The sequence below is a fragment of the Noviherbaspirillum aerium genome (assembly GCF_008929045.1).
In the GTDB taxonomy this organism is placed as follows: Bacteria; Pseudomonadota; Gammaproteobacteria; order Burkholderiales; family Burkholderiaceae_D; genus Noviherbaspirillum; species Noviherbaspirillum aerium.
Genome location: NZ_VFAH01000012.1, coordinates 157476 through 182555 on the forward strand (window position 1 = coordinate 157476; position 25080 = coordinate 182555).

The 25080-nt window shown below is 62.3% G+C and carries 24 protein-coding genes; 14 read left to right on the forward strand and 10 right to left on the reverse strand.

Features of this window, described 5'->3' with window-relative positions; all coding sequences use genetic code 11:
- Positions 1-16 precede the first annotated feature (16 nt).
- From ssuE to FH061_RS17920, 7 genes are all read left to right on the forward strand, one after another.
- Positions 17-616, forward strand: coding sequence for an NADPH-dependent FMN reductase (gene ssuE / locus FH061_RS17890; RefSeq protein WP_151637197.1), 600 nt, complete (start codon positions 17-19; stop codon positions 614-616).
- A gap of 164 nt (positions 617-780) precedes the next feature.
- Positions 781-1755, forward strand: coding sequence for a sulfonate ABC transporter substrate-binding protein (locus FH061_RS17895; RefSeq protein WP_151637198.1), 975 nt, complete (start codon positions 781-783; stop codon positions 1753-1755).
- A 43-nt stretch (positions 1756-1798) separates the two neighbouring features.
- Positions 1799-2953, forward strand: a complete 1155-nt coding sequence (ssuD, locus tag FH061_RS17900) for an FMNH2-dependent alkanesulfonate monooxygenase (RefSeq protein WP_151637199.1) — start codon at positions 1799-1801, stop codon at positions 2951-2953.
- Between the two features lie 192 nt (positions 2954-3145).
- The gene (gene ssuC, locus FH061_RS17905; protein WP_151637200.1) at positions 3146-3976 is read left to right on the forward strand and encodes an aliphatic sulfonate ABC transporter permease SsuC; all 831 of its coding nucleotides are present in this window, start codon (positions 3146-3148) and stop codon (positions 3974-3976) included.
- A 38-nt stretch (positions 3977-4014) separates the two neighbouring features.
- Complete coding sequence (locus FH061_RS17910; RefSeq protein WP_151637201.1) at positions 4015-4878, forward strand: ATP-binding cassette domain-containing protein; 864 nt, start codon at positions 4015-4017, stop codon at positions 4876-4878.
- Between the two features lie 84 nt (positions 4879-4962).
- Entirely contained in the window at positions 4963-5178 is a 216-nt protein-coding gene (locus tag FH061_RS17915; RefSeq protein ID WP_151637202.1) for a TOBE domain-containing protein, read from the forward strand.
- Positions 5179-5274: 96 nt separating this feature from the next.
- Complete coding sequence (locus tag FH061_RS17920) at positions 5275-6147, forward strand: EAL domain-containing protein (protein WP_151637203.1); 873 nt, start codon at positions 5275-5277, stop codon at positions 6145-6147.
- 65 nt (positions 6148-6212) lie between these two features.
- On the opposite strand, the gene FH061_RS17925 is transcribed toward FH061_RS17920, so the two are convergent.
- Positions 6213-7127 (reverse strand): LysR family transcriptional regulator, encoded by a 915-nt coding sequence (locus tag FH061_RS17925; RefSeq protein ID WP_151637204.1) that lies wholly within the window; start codon positions 7125-7127, stop codon positions 6213-6215.
- Between the two features lie 117 nt (positions 7128-7244).
- Between FH061_RS17925 and FH061_RS17930 the strand changes: the two genes are divergently transcribed.
- The 5 genes from FH061_RS17930 (at position 7245) to FH061_RS17950 (ending at position 12332) form a co-directional block, all read left to right on the forward strand.
- Positions 7245-8135 carry an MBL fold metallo-hydrolase gene (locus FH061_RS17930; RefSeq protein WP_151637205.1) on the forward strand — a complete coding sequence of 297 codons (891 nt, stop codon included), beginning with the start codon at positions 7245-7247 and terminating at the stop codon, positions 8133-8135.
- A gap of 404 nt (positions 8136-8539) precedes the next feature.
- A complete protein-coding gene (gene cysT, locus FH061_RS17935) occupies positions 8540-9403 on the forward strand; it encodes a sulfate ABC transporter permease subunit CysT (RefSeq protein ID WP_151637206.1) in 864 nt (287 codons plus the stop codon).
- Position 9404: 1 nt separating this feature from the next.
- The gene (gene cysW, locus FH061_RS17940; RefSeq protein WP_151637207.1) at positions 9405-10322 is read left to right on the forward strand and encodes a sulfate ABC transporter permease subunit CysW; all 918 of its coding nucleotides are present in this window, start codon (positions 9405-9407) and stop codon (positions 10320-10322) included.
- Between the two features lie 2 nt (positions 10323-10324).
- Positions 10325-11392, forward strand: a complete 1068-nt coding sequence (locus FH061_RS17945; RefSeq protein WP_151637208.1) for a sulfate/molybdate ABC transporter ATP-binding protein — start codon at positions 10325-10327, stop codon at positions 11390-11392.
- Between the two features lie 13 nt (positions 11393-11405).
- A complete protein-coding gene (locus FH061_RS17950) occupies positions 11406-12332 on the forward strand; it encodes a CysB family HTH-type transcriptional regulator (RefSeq protein ID WP_151637209.1) in 927 nt (308 codons plus the stop codon).
- Between the two features lie 311 nt (positions 12333-12643).
- On the opposite strand, the gene FH061_RS17955 is transcribed toward FH061_RS17950, so the two are convergent.
- The 9 genes from FH061_RS17955 to FH061_RS17995 form a co-directional block, all read right to left on the reverse strand.
- Complete coding sequence (locus FH061_RS17955) at positions 12644-13762, reverse strand: M48 family metallopeptidase (protein ID WP_151637226.1); 1119 nt, start codon at positions 13760-13762, stop codon at positions 12644-12646.
- A gap of 13 nt (positions 13763-13775) precedes the next feature.
- Positions 13776-14225, reverse strand: a complete 450-nt coding sequence (gene dut, locus FH061_RS17960) for a dUTP diphosphatase (RefSeq protein ID WP_151637210.1) — start codon at positions 14223-14225, stop codon at positions 13776-13778.
- Positions 14226-14297: 72 nt separating this feature from the next.
- On the reverse strand, positions 14298-15491 hold the full coding sequence (gene coaBC, locus FH061_RS17965; RefSeq protein ID WP_151637211.1) for a bifunctional phosphopantothenoylcysteine decarboxylase/phosphopantothenate--cysteine ligase CoaBC: 1194 nt from the start codon (positions 15489-15491) through the stop codon (positions 14298-14300).
- 56 nt (positions 15492-15547) lie between these two features.
- Complete coding sequence (gene lspA / locus FH061_RS17970; protein ID WP_151637212.1) at positions 15548-16069, reverse strand: signal peptidase II; 522 nt, start codon at positions 16067-16069, stop codon at positions 15548-15550.
- Positions 16070-16202: 133 nt separating this feature from the next.
- Positions 16203-19088: an isoleucine--tRNA ligase gene (ileS, locus tag FH061_RS17975; protein ID WP_151637213.1), complete on the reverse strand. Its 2886-nt coding sequence runs from the start codon at positions 19086-19088 to the stop codon at positions 16203-16205.
- Positions 19089-19146: 58 nt separating this feature from the next.
- Positions 19147-20124, reverse strand: a complete 978-nt coding sequence (locus tag FH061_RS17980; protein ID WP_151637214.1) for a bifunctional riboflavin kinase/FAD synthetase — start codon at positions 20122-20124, stop codon at positions 19147-19149.
- Between the two features lie 94 nt (positions 20125-20218).
- Positions 20219-21085 carry a M90 family metallopeptidase gene (locus tag FH061_RS17985; protein ID WP_151637215.1) on the reverse strand — a complete coding sequence of 289 codons (867 nt, stop codon included), beginning with the start codon at positions 21083-21085 and terminating at the stop codon, positions 20219-20221.
- A 63-nt stretch (positions 21086-21148) separates the two neighbouring features.
- Positions 21149-21568 carry a YidB family protein gene (locus FH061_RS17990; protein WP_151637216.1) on the reverse strand — a complete coding sequence of 140 codons (420 nt, stop codon included), beginning with the start codon at positions 21566-21568 and terminating at the stop codon, positions 21149-21151.
- Positions 21569-21732: 164 nt separating this feature from the next.
- Complete coding sequence (locus tag FH061_RS17995; RefSeq protein WP_151637217.1) at positions 21733-22458, reverse strand: 16S rRNA (uracil(1498)-N(3))-methyltransferase; 726 nt, start codon at positions 22456-22458, stop codon at positions 21733-21735.
- A gap of 329 nt (positions 22459-22787) precedes the next feature.
- Here FH061_RS17995 and tkt point away from each other — a divergent pair, with 329 nt between their 5' ends.
- Entirely contained in the window at positions 22788-24782 is a 1995-nt protein-coding gene (gene tkt / locus FH061_RS18000; protein WP_151637218.1) for a transketolase, read from the forward strand.
- Between the two features lie 165 nt (positions 24783-24947).
- Positions 24948-25080, forward strand: a 133-nt coding sequence (locus FH061_RS18005; protein ID WP_318841028.1) for a glyceraldehyde 3-phosphate dehydrogenase NAD-binding domain-containing protein, incomplete at its 3' end; no start/stop codon positions are given.

Sequence of the window (25080 nt, forward strand, 5' to 3'; positions counted from 1 at the left end):
CTGACCAGGAACCAACATGAGCATTCTCCTGTTAGCCGGCAGTCCGTCGCTGACGTCCCGCTCGACGCGCCTTCTGCATCATGTCGGCGACAGGCTGGCCTCGCTCGGCCATCGCTACGGCAAGTTGCATGTGCTCGACTTGCCGGCGCGGGCTTTGCTCCAGGCCGATTTTGCCGATGCCGATATCCAGCTGGCGCAGCGGCAGGTGCGGGACGCCGAAGCCGTCGTGGTGTCCACGCCGGTCTACAAGGCGGCGTACAGCGGTGTCCTCAAGGCCTTTCTGGACTTGCTGCCGCAGGATGGACTGGCCGGCAAGCTGGTGCTGCCGCTGGCGACCGGCGGCAGCCAGTCCCACATGCTGGCGCTCGACTATGCGCTGCGGCCGGTGCTATCGGCGCTCGGGGCGAAGCATGTACTGCCCAGCATTTATGCGACCGAGGCGCAGATCGTCTGGGATGCGGAAAAGGGGCTGGCAATCGACGCCGCGATTGTGCAGCGCGTCGCAGAGGGTGTCGAACACCTTTCCGCCAATCTGCAAGCCTTGCGCAGGGCGGATGACTTCTCTTCCATTGACTTCACTCCAATACCTTTCGCCCAGGTGCGATGTAGCGTCTGACGCGTCGCGTCCGATGCCCGCCTGACTATCCCTTTTCCTTCAAGGCTGTCACAGCCGGCAATCACCGCCCGAGAGGGCGGCGGGGACTTCTTTGCCCGAAAAATTCTAAGAACATCCACAACGCCAACAACACCAGGAACATGGCGAACAAGAAAGGATCACCAATGAATGCGAATGACAAACGCCTTGCCAAGCGCCGCACGCTCGGCCTGCTTTCCGCCGCCGTCGGTGCGATGACCTCCGGATTGCCAGGCTGGTCCCTGGCACAGAACAGATCGACCTTGCGCATCGGCTTTCAGAAGTACGGCACCTTGACCGTTCTCAAGGCGCGCGGCACGCTGGAGAAGCGTCTCGCGGCGCATGGCGTCGATGTCAAATGGACCGAGTTTCCGGCCGGCCCGGTGCTGCTCGAAGGCCTGAACGTGGGCAGCATCGATTTCGGCACTGTAGGCGAAGCGCCGCCGATCTTTGCCCAGGCCGCCGGCGCCAACCTGGTGTATGTCGCCAACGAGCCTCCGGCGCCGCTGTCGGAAGCGATAGTGGTGCCGAAGACGTCGACATTGAAGGCCGTCGCCGACCTGAAGGGCAAGAAGGTGGCGCTCAACAAGGGTTCGAACGTGCATTACCTGCTGGTCAAGGCGCTGGAGAAGGCCGGCCTCGAGTACAAGGATATCCAGGTGGTATTCCTGCCGCCGTCCGACGCCCGTGCCGCGTTCGAGCGCGGCAGCGTGGATGCCTGGGTGATCTGGGATCCCTTCCTCGCGGCCGCGGAGAAGCAGCTGGGAGCGCGCATCCTCGCCGACGGCAGGGGCCTGGTGTCGAATCACCAGTTCTTCCTCGCTGCGCGTCCTTACGCGGAAAAGAACACCGACATCATCCGCATCGTGCTCGACGAACTGGTCAAGGTGGATGAATGGAGCAGCAAGAACCTGAAGGAAGTGGCGTCCATCCTGTCGTCCCAGGTCGGGCTGCCGGCCGATGTGGTCGAACTGGCCGCAAACCGTTACAGCTATGGCGTCGCGCCGGTCGGCGAGGCGGTGCTCGCCGAGCAGCAAAAGATCGCGGATGTGTTCGCCGATCTGAAACTCATTCCGAAAAAGATCAACGTCAGCGATGCGGCGCCGGCGGCAAAGCTTTGATGCCGCGACACGATCCCAAGCTTAAACAGAAAAGGAACACAGCATGAGCCTTGATATTTTCTGGTTTCTTCCCACGCATGGCGACAGCCGCTATCTGGGCACCACGCGCGGCGCGCGCGCAGTCAATTACGATTATCTGAAGCAGATTGCCGTGGCCGCCGACACCAACGGTTACGACGGCGTGCTCATTCCCACGGGCCGTTCCTGCGAAGACCCATGGGTGGTGGCTTCCAGCCTGATCGGCGCCACCAACAACCTCAAGTTCCTGGTGGCGATCCGTCCCGGACTGAGCACGCCGGGACTGGCCGTGCGCACCGCCGCCACTTTCGACCGCCTGTCCAACGGACGCCTGCTGGTCAATGTCGTGACCGGCGGCGATCAGGGCGAGCTGGAAGCGGATGGCTTGTTCGCCGACCATGAGACGCGCTATGAAATTTCGTCCGAGTTCCTGCGGGTCTGGCGGTCGGCTTTGTCGGGCGAGGGCGGCCCGGGCGGCTTCGACTACGACGGCAAGCACATCAAGGTCAGGGGCGCGAAAACCTTGTTCCCGCCAGTGCAGAAGCCCTATCCGCCACTGTACTTCGGCGGCTCCTCGGAAGCCGCGCACGAGCTTGCGGCCGAACAGGTCGATGTCTATCTCACCTGGGGCGAGCCGCCCGCCGCGGTGGCGGAAAAACTTGCCGACATCCGGGCCCGCGCCGCCAGACATGGGCGCACGGTGCGTTTCGGCATCCGCCTGCATGTCATCGTGCGTGAAACGAATGAAGCCGCATGGAAGGCGGCCGAAGAATTGATCAGCCATCTCGACGACGATGTGATCGCCAAAGCGCAGGCCGCGTTCGCCAGGATGGATTCGGTCGGCCAGCAGCGCATGGCGGCGCTGCACGGCGGCCGCCGCGACAAGCTGGAAGTGTCGCCCAACCTGTGGGCCGGCGTCGGCCTGGTGCGCGGCGGGGCCGGTACGGCATTGGTCGGTGATCCGGAAACCGTTGCCGCGCGCATCAAGGAGTATGCGGACCTGGGAATCGAAACCTTCATTCTGTCGGGCTATCCGCACCTGGAAGAGTCGTATCGATTCGCCGAGCTGGTTTTCCCGCTGATCGGCAAGTCGCGGGCGGCGCAGCGGGAAGGTTCGCTGACCGGTCCGTTTGGCGAGATGGTTGCCAGCGACATCCTGCCGAAGGTGTCGCAGAGCTGAGTCGCGTGGCGAAGCCGCGTTGTCCTGACCCATGCCGTCCATCCGTTTTCCGCAGAAGGACAGCGGGTAGCGGGGCAGGTGGCAAGGGTTCGCAGGAATGCTTGGCGCCATTGGCACCTGCGCTCCCTTCTTGTTTTCTCGAGTTGAGCGGCGGCCGGCATTGAAACAAACATAGTCGCAAGGAAGAACATCATGCATGTCACCATAGCAGATTTCGAAGCGCTGACCCCCCCGGCAAAGGCGCGAAGCAAACCCGCCTGGCTCCGCATCGGCCTGGGCAAACTGGCGCCATGGATCGTGCCGTTTGCGCTGGTGGCGATATGGCAGATCGCGGCGCAGTTCGGCTGGCTGTCCAGCCGCATCCTTCCCGAACCGGTCGCCGTGCTCAAATCGGCGTGGACGCTGACCGCGTCCGGCGAACTCTGGCTGCATGTGAAAACCAGTGCATGGCGCGCCCTGTCCGCCTTCGCGGTGGGCGGCGGACTCGGCCTGCTGCTCGGTCTTCTGACCGGCACCTTCAGGCAGGCGGAAACCCTGCTCGACACAACGATACAGATGATCCGCAACATTCCTGCGCTGGCGCTGATTCCGCTGGTGATCCTGTGGTTCGGCATCGACGAAACCGCGAAACTGTTCCTGGTATCGATCGGGGTGTTCTTTCCGGTCTATCTTAATACCTTTCACGGTATCCGTTCGGTCGACAAGGGCCTGATCGAGATGGCGCGCAGCTACGGCCTGTCCGGCTGGGACCTGTACCGCGATGTCATTCTTCCGGGAGCGCTTCCTTCCATCCTGGTCGGCGTGCGCTTTTCGCTGGGCCTGGTGTGGGTGCTGCTGATCGTCTCCGAAACCATCTCGGCGCAATCCGGCATCGGCTACATGACGATGAATGCCCGCGAGTTCCTGCAGACCGATGTCGTGCTGGTCGGCATCCTGCTGTACGCACTGCTGGGCAAGCTGGCCGACGTGCTGGCGCGTGCGGTTGAGCGCTACACGCTGCGCTGGCATCCGGGCTATCAGTAATGCCTATTGAACAACATCGTCACAGGAATCGGAACATCATGATCAGCGACACAATCGAAAACCGCCGCGTGCAGGCGACGGCCGGCGAGGCAGGCAGGATAGGCGTGAGCGTCATCGTTCAGGGCGTATGGAAGTCTTACGGCGGACGCGACGTGCTCAAGGCAGTCGAGCTTCACATCGAGCCGGGCGAGTTTGTCGCCGTGGTCGGACGCAGCGGCTGCGGCAAGAGTACGCTGCTGCGCCTGGTGGCCGGCCTGGAAACGGCGGATGGCGGCGAGATCCGTTTCGGCGGCATTGATGGCACCAGCAGCAAAAACAGCAGGGGCGGCAGGGCCGAAACGCGCATCATGTTCCAGGATTCGCGGCTGCTCCCCTGGAAGCGCGTGCGCGACAACGTTGCGCTCGGCCTGCCGGAAGGACTCCCCAAGGCAGAGCAGGCATTGCGGAAGGTCGGCCTCGGGGAACGCGGACGCGAGTGGCCGGCGGTGCTCTCCGGCGGACAGCGTCAGCGGGTTGCCCTGGCGCGTGCGCTGGTGCACGACCCGGAACTGCTGCTGCTCGATGAACCGCTGGGCGCGCTCGATGCGCTGACCCGCATCGAGATGCAGCAGCTGATCGAGTCGCTTTGGCAGCAGCGCGGCTTTACCGCGGTGCTGGTGACGCATGACGTGCAGGAGGCTATCGCACTGGCCGACCGGGTGGTGCTCATCGAGGATGGCCGCATCACCCTGGATGAACGCATCACGCTGCCGCGTCCTCGCGCACGTGGCCATGCCGCCTTTTCGCAACTCGAGGAATTCATCCTGTCGCGCGTGCTGAAGCATCCGGCTTCGCGGCCCGACGGCGCATTGGGCGATGTGTCCTTGCACAAGACCGTCAGTCAGGTGGACTGGGCAATTTGAATGGTCCAGAGGCGAATGCTTGCCTCGCGGCTCATGAATGCAAACCCATCATCTTTTCATCAACGCTCACCATAAGGAGAAATCATGAGCATCCAGGCAATCAATGTACGCAACCAGTTCCGCGGCAAGGTCAAGGCCATCATCGACGGGCCGGTGGTATCCGAAGTCGATGTCGAAACACCGGCCGGCATCGTCACTTCCGTGATCACAACCCGATCGGTACAGGATCTCGGCCTGGCGCCCGGCGTCGAAGTGGTCGCGCTGGTCAAGGCGACCGAAGTATCGATCGCCAAGCTGTAACGACGGTTGTAAAGACAGCTGTAAAGACTGGCCGACATGCGCACGCGTGCCCCGCCGGCTGCTTCACGTCAAACCTGCACAGCAAAGGAATCCCTCATGCCTTGCCACGGACTGGAACAGTATTTGTCACGTCTCCACAGCAATACCCAAGCTGATACGCAGGTCTGGCTGGACAATGAAGGCCGGGCACAAGGGCGTTACTTCAACTCCAAGCTGACCAGCGCCTTCCAGCCGATACGCCTTCTCGATTCGGACACGGTGATTGGCTACGAAGGATTTGCACGCAGCTATTCCGAGTCCGACCAGGGCCTCTGCCTGTGGAAGCTGCTCGACCATGCGGCCAACGACGACGAGTCGGTCGAGCTTGACCGATTGTGCCGCATGCTCCACGCCATCAATTTCTTCCGTCAACCGGAATCCGAAACCCATGACCTCTATCTCAGCGTACATGCCCGCCTGCTGGCCGCCGTCGAGGGCAATCACGGGACGGCATTCAACCGGGTGCTCAAGGTGCTCGACCTGCCCAGGGAAAGGATAGTGCTGCAGTTGCCGGCGATCGTCGAACACCAGAGCTGGCTGCTGAATTATGTGGCGGACAATTATCGACGCAACGGTTTCCGCATCGCTGTGAATGCTGCGGATGCCTATGACGCATTCAGCCTGCTCGACCGTCTGCGCCCGGAAGTCATCAAGCTCGATGTGCGCCAGTTGCCGCAGGACATTCCGGTCGTGCAATTGCTCTCGCGCTGCGAGGAGCGCGGCGTGCGCGTCATCTTCAAGCGGGTGGAAACCGGAGAATCGCGCGAGGCCCTGCAGCGCATCGCATCGCGCACTGGACTGTTACTGCATGTACAGGGCTTCCTGTGGGACTTGCCGAAGGCCGTGCTGGCGGATGCGGTACCGCGCTTGCAGGCGGTGGTGAGGCGGCAGCAGGAAGAGGCGAGTGTGCGCAATTCCGCTCTTGGATGAGTGAGAGTAACTGAGGTGACTGGAGATGAGTGCGCCACGCTTTCCTCTTTCATCGGTCATGCCGGTCATTCGGGCAAATTCTTGTCCCATGGCGCGGTGTCGCCGCCGAATCGCTGCGCGAGAAACTCGAGCAACAGCTGCAGCGACAGCAGCTGATGGCGGCGCGACAGGTATATCGCATGGATTCCCAGCGCCGCCGGTTCATACTCGGGCAGGAGCCGCACCAGGGCGCCGCGACGCAGATCGTCTCCCGCATAGTATGTGGGCAGCATGCCCACGCCGGCGCCGGCCAATACCGCGCGACGCAGGATCGCGGTTTCATTGGTGAACAGGGTGCCGGCCACCGACAGTTCGACATTGTCATCACCATGCTGGAAACGATAATTCGTTCCGGTGCCGAAGGTATGCGCGATGAAGCGGTGCGACTTCAATTCCTCGATATCCGCCGGGCGGCCATGCCTGGCGAGATACTCCGGCGCCGCGCACAGCACCGAGCGGCATTGCGCCAGCGGCCGCGCGACGACGGTCGGGTCGAGCGAGTTCGTGATGCGGATGGCGAGATCGATGCGGTCTTCCACCAGATCCACCGGCCGGTCGGCCACCATCAAATCGACTTGTACGCGATCGTGCAGGCGCTGGAAGTCGACAATGGCCGTGGTCAGCTGCGCTTCGGCGAACGAGGCGGAGGTGGCAATGCGCAGCTTGCCTTCCGGCTCGCGGCTGCGCTTGCCGGACAGATGCTGCATCTCCTCCGCCAGGTCCAGCAGCTGCCGGCTTGAGGAGAGCGCCGCCTGACCGGCATCCGTCAGGCTGATGCGCCTCGTGGTGCGGTGCAGGAGACGCGTACCCAGCCATGCTTCCATCGCAGCCAGGTAGCGGCTGACCATGGCCGGCGACATTTCCAGCCGTTCCGCCGCCTGCGTGAGGCTGCCGCGTTCGGCAACCTCGATAAATACGCGCGCGGCGCTTAATCGGTCCATTGGCGGTTCATTCCATCGAATCGTGCAATAGTTATTTTCGGAAATGGCAGTTTAACTACTTATTTGCGTGAAATACAGTACGGGCTCCATTCAAACATTCCAACCAGGGAGATCCTCATGTTTTCACTTGCCAGATTTGCGCGCCTTGCCTTTCCCATGCTGACACTCGGCATCCTCGTTTCCGGAAACGCGTCGGCGCAGGTCGTCGCCCCGCTGACGCTCAAGGTGCATAACGCCGATGCGGGCAGTTTCCATGTCAATGCCGTCGTCGTCAGCGGCAAGACCGAGGCGCTGGTCATCGACAGCGGCTTTACCCGTGCCGATGCCCTGCGCATCGCAGCCAACGTGCTCGACAGCGGAAAGACGCTCAAGACCATTTTCATCAGCAATGCCGATCCGGATTATTACTTCGGCGCCGAAACGCTGAAGACGTTCTTTCCGCAAGCCCAGGTGGTCGCGACGCCGGCGGTGCGCGAAAAGATCCAGGCCAAGCTCGCCGGGAAGCTGGCTTTCTGGGGACCGAAGATGGGCGTGAACGCACCGCAAAAACCGATCGTGCCGGAGGAACTCAAGGGCACGTCGCTGACGGTGGATGGCGAAACAATCGAAGTGCGTGGCACCGGCGGCGAACTGGCGCATCGTCCGTATGTATGGATCCCCTCGATCAAGGCTGTCGCCGGAAATATCGCCGTATTCGGCAACCTGCATGTCTGGACTGCCGATACGCAAAAGGCCAGCGAGCGCAAGGCCTGGCTGGCCCAGCTTGATGAAATCGAGTCGCTGAAGCCCGCGGTGGTAGTGCCGGGCCACATGGCCGCCGGCACCGCGCTCGACGTGAGCAGCATTTCCCATACCCGCGACTATCTCCAGCGTTTCGAAGCCGAAACCGCCAGGGCGAAGAATGCCGCCGAACTCATCGAGACAATGAAGAAAGCCTATCCGCAGGCTGGCCTGGGGATCGCTCTGGACATCGGTTCCAAGGTGGCAAAGGGCGAGATGAAGTGGTGACTTTCAGGGCGGCGGCCCGGATGTGTTTCGCTTGCTGCGTGCGCACCGCCGGGTTGTCCGGCGCCCGGTTCGCAGGATGCCGCAACCCTGGCTTCATGCATCCTTCGCTTATGCTTCACAGGTAGCTGTCTTCCGCGAACATGCGCAATGCCGGCCAACCGGCATTGCTCATGTCGTCCCGCCACCCCGTTTCCTGCCAACCGCTGCTTATGGTTGAGCACCAAAGTTGAGCACCCAAGCGCCATCTTCCGCGCAAAATACCTGTTCAAGGAAACAAGGATACGAAACAGCTTGTTGTTTATATGCGTTCCCAGAATAACCACATGCGGAAATAGTCGTTCTCTTTATAACCCTCCAATGCAATTATTCGACCTGCATAGTCGAATTTGTAATAAGAGGGAGTCATGGCTGTTGCTATACAACAAACTATAAGTAAGAGCGGCGGCGGGAAGGTGATACCGGGGTTCCGGTTATCGCTTGGTTTCACCTTGTTTTACCTTGCGCTGATCGTCCTGATACCGCTGTCGGCGGTATTTCTCAAAACCTTCACCATGACCTGGGAGGGCTTCGTTGCCGCGGTCACTTCGGACCGGGTCGTCGCTTCCTACCAACTGACTTTCGGCGCCTCGCTCATCGGCGCCACGCTGAATGTCTTCTTCGGCGGCATCGTCGCCTGGGTGCTGGTGCGCTACCGCTTTCCCGGCAAGAAGATCATCGATGCGCTGGTCGATCTGCCTTTCGCCTTGCCGACCGCCGTGGCCGGCATCGCGCTGACCGCGCTGTATTCCGGCAACGGCTGGATCGGCCGGCATCTGGAACCGCTCGGCATCAAGGTGGCGTTCACGCCGCTGGGCGTCGTCGTTGCGCTGACCTTCATCGGGCTGCCCTTTGTCGTGCGCACCGTGCAACCGGTGCTGGAGGAGGCCGAGCGCGAACTGGAGGAGGCCGCGGCCAGCCTCGGCGCCAACCGGCTGCAGACTTTCGCCAAGGTGATCCTCCCGACCATCCTGCCGGCCCTGCTGACCGGCTTCGCACTGGCGTTCGCCCGTGCCACCGGCGAATACGGTTCGGTGATCTTCATTGCCGGCAACATGCCGATGATTTCCGAGATCACGCCGCTGTTCATCATCACCAAGCTAGAGCAATACGACTATGCCGGCGCAACCGCCATCGCAATGGTCATGCTGCTGCTGTCGTTCACGATGCTCCTGACGATCAATCTGCTGCAAGCCTGGACCCGCAAGCGCGGTCAGGCGGAAAGGATCTGACATGGCCGGCGCCGCCGTTTCCACTTTATCCGCTTCGCCCGCGAACGCATCGCGCACCGCGCCGCTCTATGCGCCTGCGGCCACCGTCGAGCCAATCTGGGTACGCGCCGCGCTGATCGGCATCGCGTTGATTTTCCTGACGCTGTTCCTGTTCGTGCCGCTGGCCGCCGTCTTCGTCGAAGCCCTGCGCAAGGGCTGGGATGCCTATCTTTCCGCCATCGTCGAACCGGACGCCTTGGCGGCGATCCGCCTGACCCTGATCACGGCAGCCATCGCCGTGCCGCTGAACCTGGTTTTCGGCGTGGCCGCCGCATGGTGCATCGCCAAGTTCGATTTCCGCGGCAAGAACATCCTGCTGACGCTGATCGACCTGCCGTTCTCGGTGTCGCCGGTGATCTCCGGCCTGATCTATGTGCTGCTGTTCGGCGCCCAGGGCTGGTTCGGCCCCTGGCTGCGCGAGCATGACATCAAGATTCTGTTCGCCGTGCCGGGCATCGTGCTGGCCACCATCTTCGTCACCTTTCCCTTCGTGGCGCGCGAACTCATTCCGCTGATGCAATCGCAGGGCACCGAGGAAGAAGAGGCGGCGCTGGTGCTCGGCGCTTCCGGCTGGCGCACCTTCTGGCATGTGACGCTGCCCAACATCAAGTGGGGCCTGTTGTACGGCGTCATCCTGTGCAATGCGCGTGCCATGGGCGAGTTCGGCGCGGTGTCGGTGGTGTCCGGCCATATCCGTGGCGAGACCAACACCATGCCGCTGCAGGTCGAGATCCTCTACAACGAATACAACTTTGCCGCCGCCTTCGCCGTCGCGTCCCTGCTTGCCTTGCTGGCACTGGTCACGCTGGCGCTGAAGACCTTCGTCGAATGGCGGGCGCATGACAGCAACTTGAAACCTCTGCATGAAGGGCAGGAATGATCATGGGTATCGAAGTCAGGAATATCAACAAGCGTTTCGGCAATTTCATCGCCCTCAATGACGTTTCGCTCAACTTTCCTCCGGGTGAACTGACCGCGCTGCTCGGCCCATCCGGCTGCGGCAAGACCACGCTGCTGCGCATCATCGCCGGCCTGGAACAGCCGGATTCGGGCCAGGTCTTCCTCGACGGCGAGGATGCCTCCGGCCATCATGTGCGCGAGCGCCAGGTCGGTTTCGTATTCCAGCACTATGCGCTGTTCAAGCACATGACGGTGTTCGAGAACATCGCCTTCGGGCTGCGCGTCAAGCCGCGCAATGTGCGTCCGCCGGAAGCGCAGATCCGGCAGAAGGTGATGCAGCTGCTGGAACTGGTGCAGCTCGACTGGCTGGCCGACCGCTATCCGCCGCAACTGTCGGGCGGCCAGCGCCAGCGCATCGCCCTCGCACGCGCCCTGGCGGTGGAGCCGCGCGTGCTGCTGCTGGACGAGCCCTTCGGCGCGCTCGATGCCAAGGTGCGCAAGGAATTGCGCCGCTGGCTGCGCCGCCTGCACGACGAATTGCATGTCACCAGCATCTTCGTGACGCACGACCAGGAAGAGGCACTGGAAGTGGCCGACCAGATCGTGCTCATGAATAAAGGGCAGGTCGAACAGATCGGCGCGCCGGATGCGGTCTACAACCATCCGGCCAGCCCCTTCGTTTACGGTTTCCTCGGCAACGTCAATCTCTTCCACGGCCGGGTGCATCAAGGTGTGCTCGACACCGACGGCATCGCCTTTGCCGCGCCCGACCATGCGCATGCCGAGGATGCGACAGGCATTGGCTTTGTCCGGCCGCATGAACTGGAGATCGATCGCTATGCCGCCGACGCGGAAGGCATCGTCGCGGTGCTGCGCCGGGCTCATGCGATCGGCCCGCTGGCCCAGCTCGAACTGGAGCGCGCGGACAATCGGCAGCTGATCGAGGCAGTAATATCAAACGAGCGCTATGCGCAGCTTGCGCTCAAGGACGGCGAAACGCTGATCGTGCGGCCCAAGCGCCTGCGCGTGTTCGTCGATGAAGCCGTATAAGGGAGAATAAGCAATGAATTTTCAGCAACTGCGCTCGATACGGGAAGCCGCGCGCCGCGGCTACAACCTGACGGAAGTTGCCAATGTCCTGTTCACGTCGCAGCCGGGCGTGAGCCGCCAGATCCGAGAACTGGAAGAAGAGCTCGGCGTGGAGATCTTCGAACGCAACGGCAAGCGCCTGATCGGCCTGACCGAACCGGGCAAGGGCATCCTGCAGATTGTCGAGCGCCTGCTGCTCGAAGCCGAGAACCTGCGCCAGGCCAGCCAGGAATACGCGGGGGAACGCAGCGGCACGCTCAACGTCGCCACCACGCACACGCAGGCGCGTTATGTGCTGCCGCGGGTCGTGCAGAGCTTTCGCGCCTCGTTCCCGGAGGTGCGCATCGCGCTGCAGCAAAGCTCCCCCGAGCATATCGCCGAATGGGTCATATCCGGCAAGGCCGATATCGGCATTGCCACCGAAGGCTTGAGCCAGTTCGAAGAGCTCGTCTCCTTCCCCTGCTATCAGTGGAGCCACGTCGTTGTGGTTCCGGAAGGCCATCCGCTAAGCCGGCTCGCTCTTCTTTCGCTGGAAGACCTGGCGGCCTATCCGTTGATCACCTATGACGTCGGCTTCACCGGCCGCGGCCATATCGACGATGCCTTCCGCCAGGCCGGCATCCCGGCCGATATCGTGCTGACGGCCATGGATTCCGACGTGATTCAGCAATATGTGTCGCTGGGACTGGGTGTGGGCATCGTGGCTTCGATGGCGGTCGAGCACAACCGTACCTCCGGCATGCATGCGCTGGAGGCCGCCCACTTGTTCGCGCCCAATGTCACCAGGCTCGCGGTCCGTCGCGGCGCTTATCTGCGGTCGTACACCTACGACTTCATTCTGCAATTTGCGCCCGCGCTCAAGCGTTCCGACATTGAAACGGCACTCAGCGCGGGAACGTGAAATGTCCTCTGTAATACCGGTCCCATAGGGAGGTTTCACTGTGAGCTGCCCGCCGATCCCGGGCAGACTGCCACCGGCACTGCGTGGTGATTCCCTGCCATGGTCTTGCCCATCGAATAGCTCCGTCGGTCGCCTGCGGCATCTGCTGATGTTGAAGCGGCATGAGAAAAAGATGATCGCGGCGGATACGCGGAAATCGTGACAAGAAAAAAGCACAACAGGGCGCGGGCCTTGCTGTGCTTTTTTGACGAGGTAACGGCTCGGTCTCCGGGCCGGCAGCATGCGTGACGCCGCCGTTGAAGGAGCGATGGTTACGGCATGATCGGCTTCTTCGCAGCCTGCTTGGCGCGCACATCCTTCAAGGTGCGTTCCATGATGGAGATGCGATAGTTGGTCGATGGATGCAGCGCTGTGTACGCATTGAGCGTGCTCGGCGGATACTGCGTGGCCAGGCGGCGCCAGAAGGGCACCGCGCCATCGATCCGGTAGTTGGCGCGGGCCAGCAGGTACATCGCGAGCTTGTCCGCCATCGCATCCAGGTCTTGCGGCATCGGCTTGATGCCGGCGAGTCCGTTCATCATGCTCATGTCGGGCCGGATGCGGGTCAAGTTGTCGATGACTCCGCCCACGGTGGCGCTGGTGCGCTGGCGTGCCGAATGGGACAGGGCATTGTGCGCCATCTCCTTGGCCAGCACATAGGCCAGTTCATCGTCGGTACGCGCGAAGTTCATCATGCCGCGCGTGACCAGCACGCGATGGCCGTCCGAGTAGGCATTGACGTTGTCGGTATTGCCGAGTTCAAAGCCGTAGGCGCAGGCAAAGGTGAGGGGCACGTTTACGGTCACTTCACCGCCTTCGCGCAGCAGCGACAGCTTGACGTTGCTGCGCCCGGTCACGATGGGAGCGAGAATCGTGGCGGCCTGGCGCTCCGCGTTCTCGCCTTCCGGCAGGCGCTGCCCTTCGACCGCCACGATGCCGTCGCCGGGGCGCACGCCGGCGCGTGCCGCGCCGCTGCCGTCGAGCACGCCCATGATCTGCAGCCGGTCGCCCAAACCTAGCGCCTTCTGCGCGGCACCCACGTATTCCGGCGAATAGGAGAACCGGTTCTTTGCGGTAAAGCCCAGCAGGTTGCGGGCATTGGCCTTGCACAGTTCCGAATTGTTGATGATCAGCGGGGCCGCGACGCGGTACAGGCGATCCTGAAACGCCACCAGCGATTTCAGCGACAGTTCTTCCTGCGTCGGCACCGCGGGAGCGGCGGGACGCGCCACCTGCTCCGCCGGGCGCGGGCTCGTGCCGGCTTCGGGAGGGCTGATTGTCGTGGTTGCGCATGCGGCCAGCAGCAGTGCCGCCGGAACGAGTGCCAGCTTGCCTGCCGAGGGCAGCGCACGCAATGAGAACAAGCGGCTTAGCCGCCTATCGGAAAGCATCAATCATTCTCCCTTAATGTTTGCCGGTGCTGCCGAAGCCGCCGCTGCCGCGTTCGCTGTCGCCGAATTCCTCGACCACATTGAAGCCCACCTGAAGGACCGGCACGATCACGAGTTGCGCCAGACGCTCCATCGGATTGAGCGTGAAATCGGTCTGGCCGCGGTTCCATGTCGAGACCATCAGCTGACCCTGGTAATCGGAATCGATCAGCCCGACCAGGTTGCCGAGCACGATGCCATGCTTGTGGCCCATGCCGCTGCGCGGCAGGATCATGGCCGCATAGCCGGGGTCGGCGATGTGAATCGCCAGTCCGGTCGGTATCAGGTGCGTCTCGCCGGCCTTGATGGTCAGCGGCGCATCGATGCAGGCGCGCAGGTCGAGACCGGCGCTGCCTGGCGTGGCATAGGCCGGCAGTTGTTCCTTCATCCGCGGGTCGAGAATCTTGACGTCAATGGTTTTCATGAAATGTAAGAATAAATGGAGGCATTCGGCGCAAGCGCCGCTGATTACAAAAAGATACAGCTTGATTGGCTCTTATCCGAGGCGGCGCGCGATCTCGCCGACCAGCATCCGGCCCAGCCCGCGCTTGTCGGCGCGCGGCAGGCGCTGATGCCCGCTGTCGTCGAACAGCACGAGCTCATTGTCATCCTTGCCGAAAGTCTGGTGCCCGATGTTGCCGACGAGGAGGGGAATGCCCTTGCGCTTGCGCTTGTCTTCCCCGTACTCCAGAAGCTTTTCCGACTCGGCCGCAAAGCCGACGCAGTAGGGCTTGCCCGGCAGTGCGGCGACGGCGGCGAGGATATCCGGATTCTGCGCGAATTCGAGTTGCGGCACATCGCCCGCATTCGTCTTCTTCAGCTTCTGTTCGCTGGCATTGGCAACCCGCCAGTCGGCCACGGCCGCCACGGCGATGAACACGTCCTGCCTGGCGACGTGCGACAGCACCACGTCATGCATCTGCTGCGCGGTCTGCACATTGATGCGGTGTACGCCATAGGGCGTCTCGAGCGCGGTCGGACCGGACACCAGCGTCACCTCGGCGCCGGCTTCGCGCGCGGCGCGGGCAATCGCGTAACCCATCTTGCCGGAAGAGAGATTGGTGATGCCGCGCACCGGATCGATGGGCTCGAAGGTAGGCCCCGCGGTGAGCAGCACCCGCTTGCCGGCGAGGACCTTGGGCTGAAAGGCCGCGATGATTTCCTCCAGCAGCTGTTCCGGCTCCAGCATGCGGCCCATTCCGGTCTCGCCGCAAGCCTGTTCCCCGGCATCGGGACCGAGCAGCTTGACGCCGTCGGCGCGCAGCTGCGCGGCATTGCGCTGGGTAGCGGGGTTCTGCCACATTTCCACGTTCATCGCCGGCGCCACCATCAGCGGCATGGTCATGGGACGCGCCACGCACAGGGTGGACAGCAGGTCGTCGCAGGCGCCATGCGCGAGCTTGAACATGAAGTCGGCCGAGCAGGGAGCGATCACGATGGCATCGGCGTCGCGGGTGAGGTCGATGTGCGGCATGTTGTTGGGGATGCGGGCATCCCACTGGTCGGTATGGACCGCGCGTCCGGACAGCGCCTGCATGGTCACGGGGGTGATGAAATGGGTGGCCGCATTGGTCATCACCACCTGCACGGCGGCTCCTGCCTTGCTCAGGCCGCGGGTGAGTTCCGCGGCCTTGTAGCAGGCGACGCCTCCTGTGAGGCCAAGTACGATTCTTTTACCGGCAAGGTCCATGCGATGCTCTCTGAAGACGGTTCGGATCGGACAAGTGTAGCAGCGTCGGCAACGGTCTACTTTCCGACCCGCCGCAGCTCGTCGATGACGAACAGGGCGGCGCCGCCGACGATCGCCATGTCCGCCACGTTGAAGGCGGGCCAGTGCGGCAGGCTGGAGTTGGGAATGTAGAAATCCAGGAAGTCGATCACGTGGCCATAGAGAATGCGGTCGATCAGATTGCCGACCGCGCCGCCAAGGATCAGCGCCAGCGCCCAGCAGAACAGCCTCTGTCCGGCATGGCGCTTGAGCAGGTAGACGATGAAGATGGCCGCGGCGAGGGCGATACCGGTGAAGAAATACCGCTGCCAGCCGCCCTCGCTGGCGAGAAAGCTGAACGCCGCGCCCTTGTTGTAGGCCAGCACGATATTGAAGAAGGAAGTAACGGGAAGCGATTCCCCGAATACGAACAGCTTGTTGACCGTGACCTTGGTGATCTGGTCGATCAGGATGATGATGGCAGCGATGCCGAGCCAGGGTGCGATGCTGGTCTTCGGGCTTGCGGAAAGGGTCTTGAAGCTCTTTTGTCTGGATGCCATATGGGTTGCGAAGAATTGCGGCCCGTCACATGAGCGGGCCGATTGAAGATGTGGCCGGGCTTGCCTGGCGCATGACGGCTGCGGCGAATCGCATGAAGCGGAACGCCGCAGCCGGCTGCACGGCTGCACGGTGTCAGGCGTACTTGCGCGCCTCGCCCTTGCCGAACAGATTGCTGACGCAGCGGCCGCAGATGCCCGGATGATCGGCGTGGCCGCCGACATCGGCGCGGTAATGCCAGCAGCGCTCGCATTTCTGATGCGCGGACGGCGTGACGTTGACGCCTTCTTCCGCCTCGGCGGCAACCTGGGTCACCTTCGCCTGCGAAGTGATGAACACGAACTTCAGGTCGTCGCCAAGGCTGTCGAGCAGCCTGAACTTGTCGCCGCTGGCCTTGATTTCGATTTCCGCCTGCAGCGACGAGCCAATGCCGCCGGCGGCCCGCACTTCTTCCAGCTGCTTGGTGACCGAGGTGCGGACTTCGCGCAATGCGGCGAAGCGTGCCAGCAGCTCCGCTGCGCCGCCGATTTCCGGCAGCGCATAGTAGGTCTGGGTAAAGATGGTCTCGTCGCTTTCGGCATAGCCGTCCGCTCCGGCGAACACTGCCCATGCCTCTTCGGATGTAAACGACAGGATCGGCGCCATCACGCGCAGCAGCGCCTGGGTGATGTGCCAGATTGCGGTCTGCGCGGAACGGCGAGCGGCCGACTCGGTGCCGCCGGTGTACAGGCGGTCCTTCAGGATGTCGAGGTAGAAGCCGCCGAGATCCTCCGAGCAGTAACCCTGCAGCTTGGCGACCACCGGATGGAACTCGAACACCTGATAGTGCTGCAGCAGTTCGGCCTGCAGTTCGGCCATGCGGGCGATCGCATAGCGGTCGATCTCGAGCATCTCGGCGACCGGCACGGCATCCTTCTTCGGATCGAAGTCGGAGGTATTGGCCAGCAGGAAGCGCAGGGTGTTGCGGATGCGGCGATAGGCTTCCACCACGCGCTTGAGGATTTCGTCGGAGATCGACAGTTCGCCGGAATAGTCGGTCGAGGCGACCCAGAGACGCAGGATTTCCGCGCCCAGCGTGTCGGACACCTTCTGCGGCGCCACCACATTGCCCTTGGACTTGGACATCTTCTTGCCTTCGCCGTCGACCACGAAGCCGTGGGTCAGCAGCGCCTTGTAGGGCGGCTGGCCGTTGATCATCGACGAAGTCAGCAGCGAGGAGTGGAACCAGCCGCGATGCTGGTCCGAACCTTCGAGATAGAGGTCGGCCGGGAACTGCGACTGGTCCGCATGCGAACCGCGCAGCACTGTCTGGTGCGTCGTTCCGGAGTCGAACCAGACGTCCAGCGTATCCTTGTTCTTCACATACATGTCGGCATCGGCGCCGAGCACCTCCTTCGGATCGAGCGCCTGCCAGGCTTCGATGCCGCGCTCGGCGACGCGTCTGGCGACTTCCTCTAGCAGTTCCGGCGTGCGCGGATGCAGTTCGCCGCTTTCCTTGTGCACGAAGAACGCCATCGGCACGCCCCACTGGCGCTGGCGCGACAGCGTCCAGTCGGGACGGTTGGCGATCATGCCGTGCAGACGGGCCTTGCCCCAGCCGGGGAAGAAGGCGGTCGCCTCGATGCCGGCCAGCGCCGTCTCGCGCAGGGTCGGGCCGCCGTCCTTGGGAACGCTGTCCATGCCGGCGAACCACTGCGATGTCGCGCGGTAGATGATCGGCGTCTTGTGGCGCCAGCAATGCATGTAGCTGTGGGGCTTGATGCCGAAACCGAACAGCGCGCCGACTTCATCCAGCTTTTCGCAGATCGGCTTCGATGCATCCCAGATGCCCATGCCGCCGAAGAACGGCAGCCACGACGCATACTTGCCGTCGCCCATGACCGGGTTAAGGATTTCGTCATCGCGCATGCCGTGCGCCTTGCACGACAGGAAGTCTTCCACGCCGTAGGCAGGCGCGGAGTGCACGATGCCCGTACCGGCGTCCAGGGTCACGTATTCGCCGAGATAGACCGGCGAAAAACGGTTGTAGGCGGGGTCGAGGTCGGCAAACGGATGCCTGAAGCGAACGTGCGCAAGCTTGGCGCCGGTCGTCTCGCCGAGCACGGCGGCGGTCACCGCGGCAGCGGTTTCCTTGTCGGCGCCCTTGTCGCCGATGTCCTTCAGGAAGGCCTCGGCCAGTTCGGCCGCCACGATCACATGCTTGCCGGCGTGCTTGCCGGATTCCAGCCTGAGCAGGCGATAGCCGAATTCGGGATGGACGTTGAGCGCCTGGTTGGATGGAATGGTCCAGGGCGTGGTGGTCCAGATGACGGCATAGACGGGTTCCGAGGGAAGGGCGGCGAGGCCGAAGGCCTTCGCCAGCGCGTCGCGGTCCGCGGCCGGGAAGCCGACATAGATTTCCGGGTCGCGCTTGTCCTGGTATTCCACTTCCGCTTCCGCCAGCGCGGAGCCGCAGTCGAAGCACCAGTTCACCGGCTTCAGTCCGCGATAGACGAAACCCTTGTCGAGGATGGTGCCGAGCGCGCGGATTTCATCGGCCTCGTTGGCGAAATTCATGGTCTTGTACGGATTGTCCCATTCGCCCAGCACGCCAAGACGGATGAAGTCCTTCTTCTGGCGCTCGATCTGTTCCGACGCATAGGCGCGCGACTTGGCCAGGACTTCGGCGGTCGGCAGGTTCTTGCCGAACTGCTTCTCGATCTGGATTTCGATCGGCATGCCGTGGCAGTCCCAGCCCGGCACGTACTGCGCATCGAAACCCGCCATGTTGCGGGCCTTGACGATCATGTCCTTGAGGATCTTGTTGACCGCATGGCCGATGTGGATATCGCCGTTCGCATACGGGGGGCCGTCATGCAGGATGAACTTCGGGCGGCCCTTGGATGCCTTGCGGATGCGCTGATAGATCTTCTTATCCTGCCATTCCTTGACCCATTTCGGCTCGCGCTTGGCGAGGTCGCCGCGCATGGGAAAGGCGGTTTCGGTCAGGTTGACCGGATACTTGTTTTTTTGCTCGGACATGATGGTTTCAATTGTTGAAATTCTGTGGATCAAACGGGGCGGAGGGCGCGTCTGATCGTCAAATTCGGTCGGTGGCGGATACGGCGAGGGCTGCGCGCTCCTTGAAGAATTCGCGCGCGCGCTGGGCGTCGCGTTCGATGGCCGCGGTCAGCGTCGGCAGATCGACATATTTTTCCTCGTCGCGCAGCTTCTGGAGGAATTCGACGCGCACGATCTTGCCGTAGCACTGCTCGGCATAGTCGAACAGATAGGTTTCGAGCAGCACCCGGCCGCCATCCTCGACCGTCGGACGCACGCCCAGACTGGCCACGCCCGGCAGAGGATGTTCGGCCAGGCCGTGCACCTGGACGACGAAGATGCCCGACAGCGCCGGGCGCTTGTGGGCGATGCGCAGGTTCATGGTCGGGAAGCCGATGGTGCGGCCAAGCTTCTTGCCATGGATGACATGCCCGGAAATCGCGTAGGGATGGCCGAGCAGGCGGGCTGCGAGAGTGAAGTCGCTGGCGGCGAGCGCGGCGCGCACCGCCGACGAGGAAATGCGCACGCCGTCGTTGGTGACGGCCGGCATCGCTTCGACCTGGAAGCCGTATTTCTTGCCGGCCTCGATCAGGCTGGCGACATTGCCGCCGCGCTTGGCGCCGTAGCAGAAATCCTCGCCGACCATCAGCCATTTCACGTGCAAGCCTTCGACCAGCACCTTCTCGACGAAGTCTTCCGGCGACATTGACGCGAAATGGGCGTTGAAGTGCTCGACGATGACCCGGTCGATGCCGGCATTGGAAAGGGATTGCAGCTTGTCGCGCAGATTGGCGATACGCGTGGGCGCGCGCGACAGATCGCCGGCAAGGCGCGCGAAGAATTCGCGCGGATGCGGCTCGAAGGTCATCACCGCCGCCTCCACGCCGAGCCGCGACGCCGCTTCGCGCACGTGCGCCAGCAGGGCCTGGTGGCCGCGATGCACGCCGTCGAAGTTGCCGATGGTCAGCGCGCAGGGAGCGCGTGACGCGGCATTGGGAAGTCCGCGAAATACCTTCATTGGAATGGCCCGGAGATCTCTGATGCAAAACCGGTGATTATAAGCGCTTTCCCGCGCTTTTCCGCGTCGCAAGCCGGCACGGGCTGCCAAAATGTCAATGCAAGGTGGGCAGCTGCCGCTCCGGGCGGGCGGCATCGGCAAGCGGATCCTGCCGGTAATATTCCTTCAGCAGACGGAAAACATCCGGATAGGCACGCGAAAGCGGTTCCGGACGCACGAAGAACGCTTCCGAAGCCACTGCGAAGAATTCCGCCGGATGCCTTGCCGCGTAAGGATCCAGCGGCAGTTCGGCGGCCAGTTCGTCGTAATAGGCGGCATGGGCGTCGATGGTGTCGTCGAAATCCTCCGGCAGCCGCGATTCCAGAAATTCCACATGTTCATGGAAATCATCATAGGCAGCGCTGAACACCTCGCGCCATTCCGTCGCGTCCAGGCCCTGGTGCCATTCGGGGAAGAAGGGCGGATAGCCGTTCGGCGCGCCGGTGGCCATGTCGATCTTGTGCGCGAACTCGTGGATCACCACGTTGTAGCCCGGCACATCGACGTCCCCCGCATCTTCCCACGACAGCACGACAGCGCCGCCGGCGTCGATGGCCTCTCCGGAGACCGGTTCTTGCCATTCATGCACTACGCCGGCCTCGTCGACTTCGGTCTGGGGGATGATGAAGGCGTCGGGGTAGACAATGATCCCGGCCATGTCGTCGTACAGGTCGAGGCTGAGATTGAGGATGGGAAGGCATGCCTGGGCGGAGACCAGCACCGCGATTTCGTCCGACAGCAGAAAACCGCCGGCGCCAGTCACGGTCTTGCGGTGAAGCAGATCCTCGCACAGGGCCTTCAGTCGCGCCAGGTCGGCTTCGGAAAGTCTGTCCAGAAAAGGCAGGCGCGCCACGCACGCCTGCCAGAGCGTATCGGGAATGCTGGGCTTATCCCGGAAGAGTAGATTCTTTAACCATTGCATGCCGTCATTGTCGCGGAAATTGCTGGGGCTTGCCTGCCGGCGTTACGGAGAGCCGGAAGACATTCAATGATAGCCGCCCATGAAGTGGTCGAGCAGCGCGCTCATGTTGCCGACTCCACCCTGCGGCACCTGCCCCGAGGGCGTCAGCTGGTCGATCAGGTCGGGCAGCATTCCGCTCAGGTGCTCGGCCGCCTCATGTTCGGTATATCCGGTTTCTTCCGCAATCTGCTGCAAGTGGCCTTCGCCGAGTACCTGCTCCATCTGGGTTGCCGTCAGCGCGACGTTCGGGCCGGAACCGATCCATGAACGAATCACGTTGCCAAGGCCGGCTTCCTGGAATTTCTCGACCAGTCCGTGCAGGCCGCCCGTCTGGCCATTGTTGGCGATCAGCGCCAGCGCCGCCTGCAGCAGCCGCGTGCGGGAATCCATCAATGGCAGATGGTTGTCTCCAAGCATGTCGAATGCTTTGTCCAGCAATCCCATGAATTCCTCCGTATGCAGATTGAACGAAGCAGTCACCTTAGGGCAATTGCGGGATTTGCGGGGGGCAATCGACGGGAAGTTTGATCTCTATTTAATAGCCGGAAAGTTCCTGCCAAACACCGGAACGCTCGCCGAAAAGTGTCGCCTACCGGTGTTGAGCGGGCTTAAATTTCTCCCCATAACGCATTGATTCCCGCCAAGGCCGCCAAGCCGGCGGTTTCGGTGCGCAACACCCGCTTTCCGATCGACAGGAGCAGCACTCCATGATCCGCGGCGATGCTTTCCTCCTGCTCGGTGAAGCCGCCCTCGGGGCCGACCATCAGCGAGACCGCCTGCGGCGGATGGTGTCTTGCCCAGTCGGATAGCGACTGTCCGGCGCGCGGCGACAACAGGATGCGTTGATGCAAGTCCTGTCTGCCTACCCAGTCGCTGAACGATACCGGCGCGCACATGTGGGGAACGCGGTTGCGGCCGCATTGCTCCGCCGCCGCTTCGATGATGCCGCGCCAGTGCAGCAGCTTTTTCTCGGCGCGCTCCGCGTTCAGGCGCACGACGGAACGCTGCGCGGCGATCGGCTGAATCGCGGTTGCGCCAAGCTCCACGGCTTTTTCGACAATCCAGTCCATCTTCGAGCCTTCCGGCAAGCCCTGGGCAAGGGTGACGGCATACGGCAATTCGGATTCGCGCGGCGAAAACGTCTTGACTTCGGCAAGCGTCCTGCGTTTTTCGATGCTGGAAATCGTCGCCGTGTATTCGCCGCCTTCACCATTGAACAATGTCACCATGTCGCCGGCTTCCAGGCGCAGGACATGGACATGATGAGAGATCGAGTCGGGCAACTCGACCAGGCCGCCGATGGCTAGCGGTTGCGAAAGGAAGAATCTGGGCATGGTGTTCAAGGATGAAGAAGCCGGATGGCTTTGGACAAGACAGGACCTGGAGGTTTGCAATCAATCGGTTTTCACATTGTTCTTACTTTTCCGGGCTGCGGCCAAGGAGTATCGAGTTTGCCGAAAGCCGGGGTGTTGTCATTGTTGAATGATGCGTGCATGCAGATGATCGTCCGGCGTTCCTGTTTGGCAAAACGGATGTCCCGATTTTAATAGCGGCAGGCTCAGTCTGGTAAAATACCGGGCTTTGCATCATCCCGCGCAGAAACAACCCGCGACAACCCACGCGCCGGAGCTGCTCCAAGATCCGCCACATTTCTAGATTTGACATGACTTCCAATCTCCCCACCGACAAGATGGCCAACGCGATCCGCGCATTGGCGATGGACGCAGTACAAAAGGCAAATTCCGGCCACCCGGGCATGCCGATGGGCATGGCAGAAATCGCCGTCGCCCTCTGGGCCAAGCACCATCGCCACAATCCGGCCAATCCGCGCTGGATCAACCGCGACCGCTTCGTCATCTCCAATGGCCACGGTTCGATGCTGCAATATGCGCTGCTGCACCTGAGCGGCTATAACCTGTCGATGGACGAAATCAAGAATTTCCGTCAGCTGCATTCCAAGACTCCCGGCCATCCGGAATACGAAATCACCGAAGGCGTTGAGACGACCACCGGTCCCCTCGGCCAGGGCGTCACCAATGCCGTCGGCATGGCGCTCGCGGAAAAGCTGCTGGCCGCCGAATTCAACAAGCCCGGCTTCAACATCGTCGACCATCACACCTACGTTTTCCTCGGCGACGGCTGCCTGATGGAAGGCATTTCGCATGAGGCATGCTCGCTCGCCGGCACGCTGCGCCTGTCGAAGCTCATCGCCCTCTACGACGACAACGGCATCTCCATCGACGGCAAGGTCGACGGCTGGTTCACCGACGACACGCCGAAACGTTTCGAAGCCTACGGCTGGAACGTGATCCGCGACGTCGACGGCCATGACGTCGCCGCAGTCGATGCCGCGATTGCGCAGGCAAAGACTTCCGATAAGCCAAGCTTGATCTGCTGCAAGACGGTCATCGGCAAAGGCGCGCCTAATATGCAGGGCACCGACAAGGTGCATGGTGCGGCGCTCGGCGACAAGGAAATCGCCGCGACGCGCGATGCAATCGCATGGTCGCACGTGCCCTTCGAGATCCCCGCCGATGTCTATCAGGCATGGGATGCGAAGGCCGCCGGCCAGGCACTGGAAAACGAATGGAATGCATTGTTCAAGGCTTATGACGAGCGCTATCCGCAGCAGGCTGGCGAGCTGCAGCGCCGGATGAAGGGCGAACTGCCCGGCAACCTGGACGCCGTGATGGACGCCTACATCGCCAGCTGCGTCGAGAAGAAGGAAACGATCGCCACCCGCAAGGCCAGCCAGAATGCGATTCAGGCACTGGCGCCGGTGCTGCCGGAATTCCTCGGCGGCTCCGCCGACCTGACCGGTTCCAACCTGACCAACTGGAAGGAAAGCGTGGCGGTGCGCAGCGAGCAGCCGGGCAACCACATCAACTACGGTGTGCGCGAGTTCGGCATGAGCGCGATCATGAACGGCATTGCCCTGCACGGCGGTTATCTGCCGTTCGGCGCAACCTTCCTGACGTTTTCCGATTACAGCCGCAATGCGTTGCGCATGGCGGCACTGATGAAGATCCGTTCGCTGTTCGTGTTCACCCACGATTCGATCGGCCTGGGCGAAGATGGCCCGACCCACCAGTCGGTCGAGCACATCTCCAGCCTGCGCCTGATCCCGAACCTGGATAACTGGCGTCCGTGCGACACCGTGGAATCGGCGATCGCATGGCGTGAAGCAGTCAAGCGCCGCAACGGCCCGAGCACGCTGATCTTCTCGCGCCAGAACCTGCCGTTCATGGAGCGCAGCGCGCAGCAGATCGCCGACGTCCAGCGCGGCGCGTATGTACTGCGCGACGCGGCCGATGCAAAGGCGGTGCTGATCGCGACCGGTTCGGAAGTCGAACTGGCCGTGAAGTCGGCGGATGAACTGGCCAAGCAGGGCATCGCGGTGCGCGTGGTGTCGATGCCCAGCACCGACGTGTTCGACCGCCAGGATGCGGCCTACAAGGCAAGCGTGCTGCCGAAAGGTCTGCCGCGTGTCGCCATCGAGGCCGGTGTCACCGACTTCTGGTACAAGTACGTCGGTCTCGAAGGCGCCGTGGTTGGTATCGACAGCTTCGGCGAATCCGCGCCGGCCGGTGTGTTGTTCAAGCACTTCGGCTTCACGACAGACAATGTCGTGGCCAAGGTGAAGTCGGTGTTGGCTTAACAAGTTTCCAGCGCCTCTTTCGCATGCTGTATGCGGGAGGGGTTGGGAGTGGTGCGGAGGACATGGCGATACTGCCTTGCAGACCCGTTCCGCTTCACCTCTTTTCCGCGTTGTGCGGAAAAGAGGGCTGAATGATTACCGTGCTTTTTCATTCAGGAGAAAACCATGACAATTCGTGTCGCAATCAACGGCTATGGCCGTATCGGCCGCAACATCCTTCGCGCTCACTACGAAGGCGGCAAAAAGAATGATATCCAGATCGTTGCCATCAACGACCTCGGCAATGCGCAGTCGAATG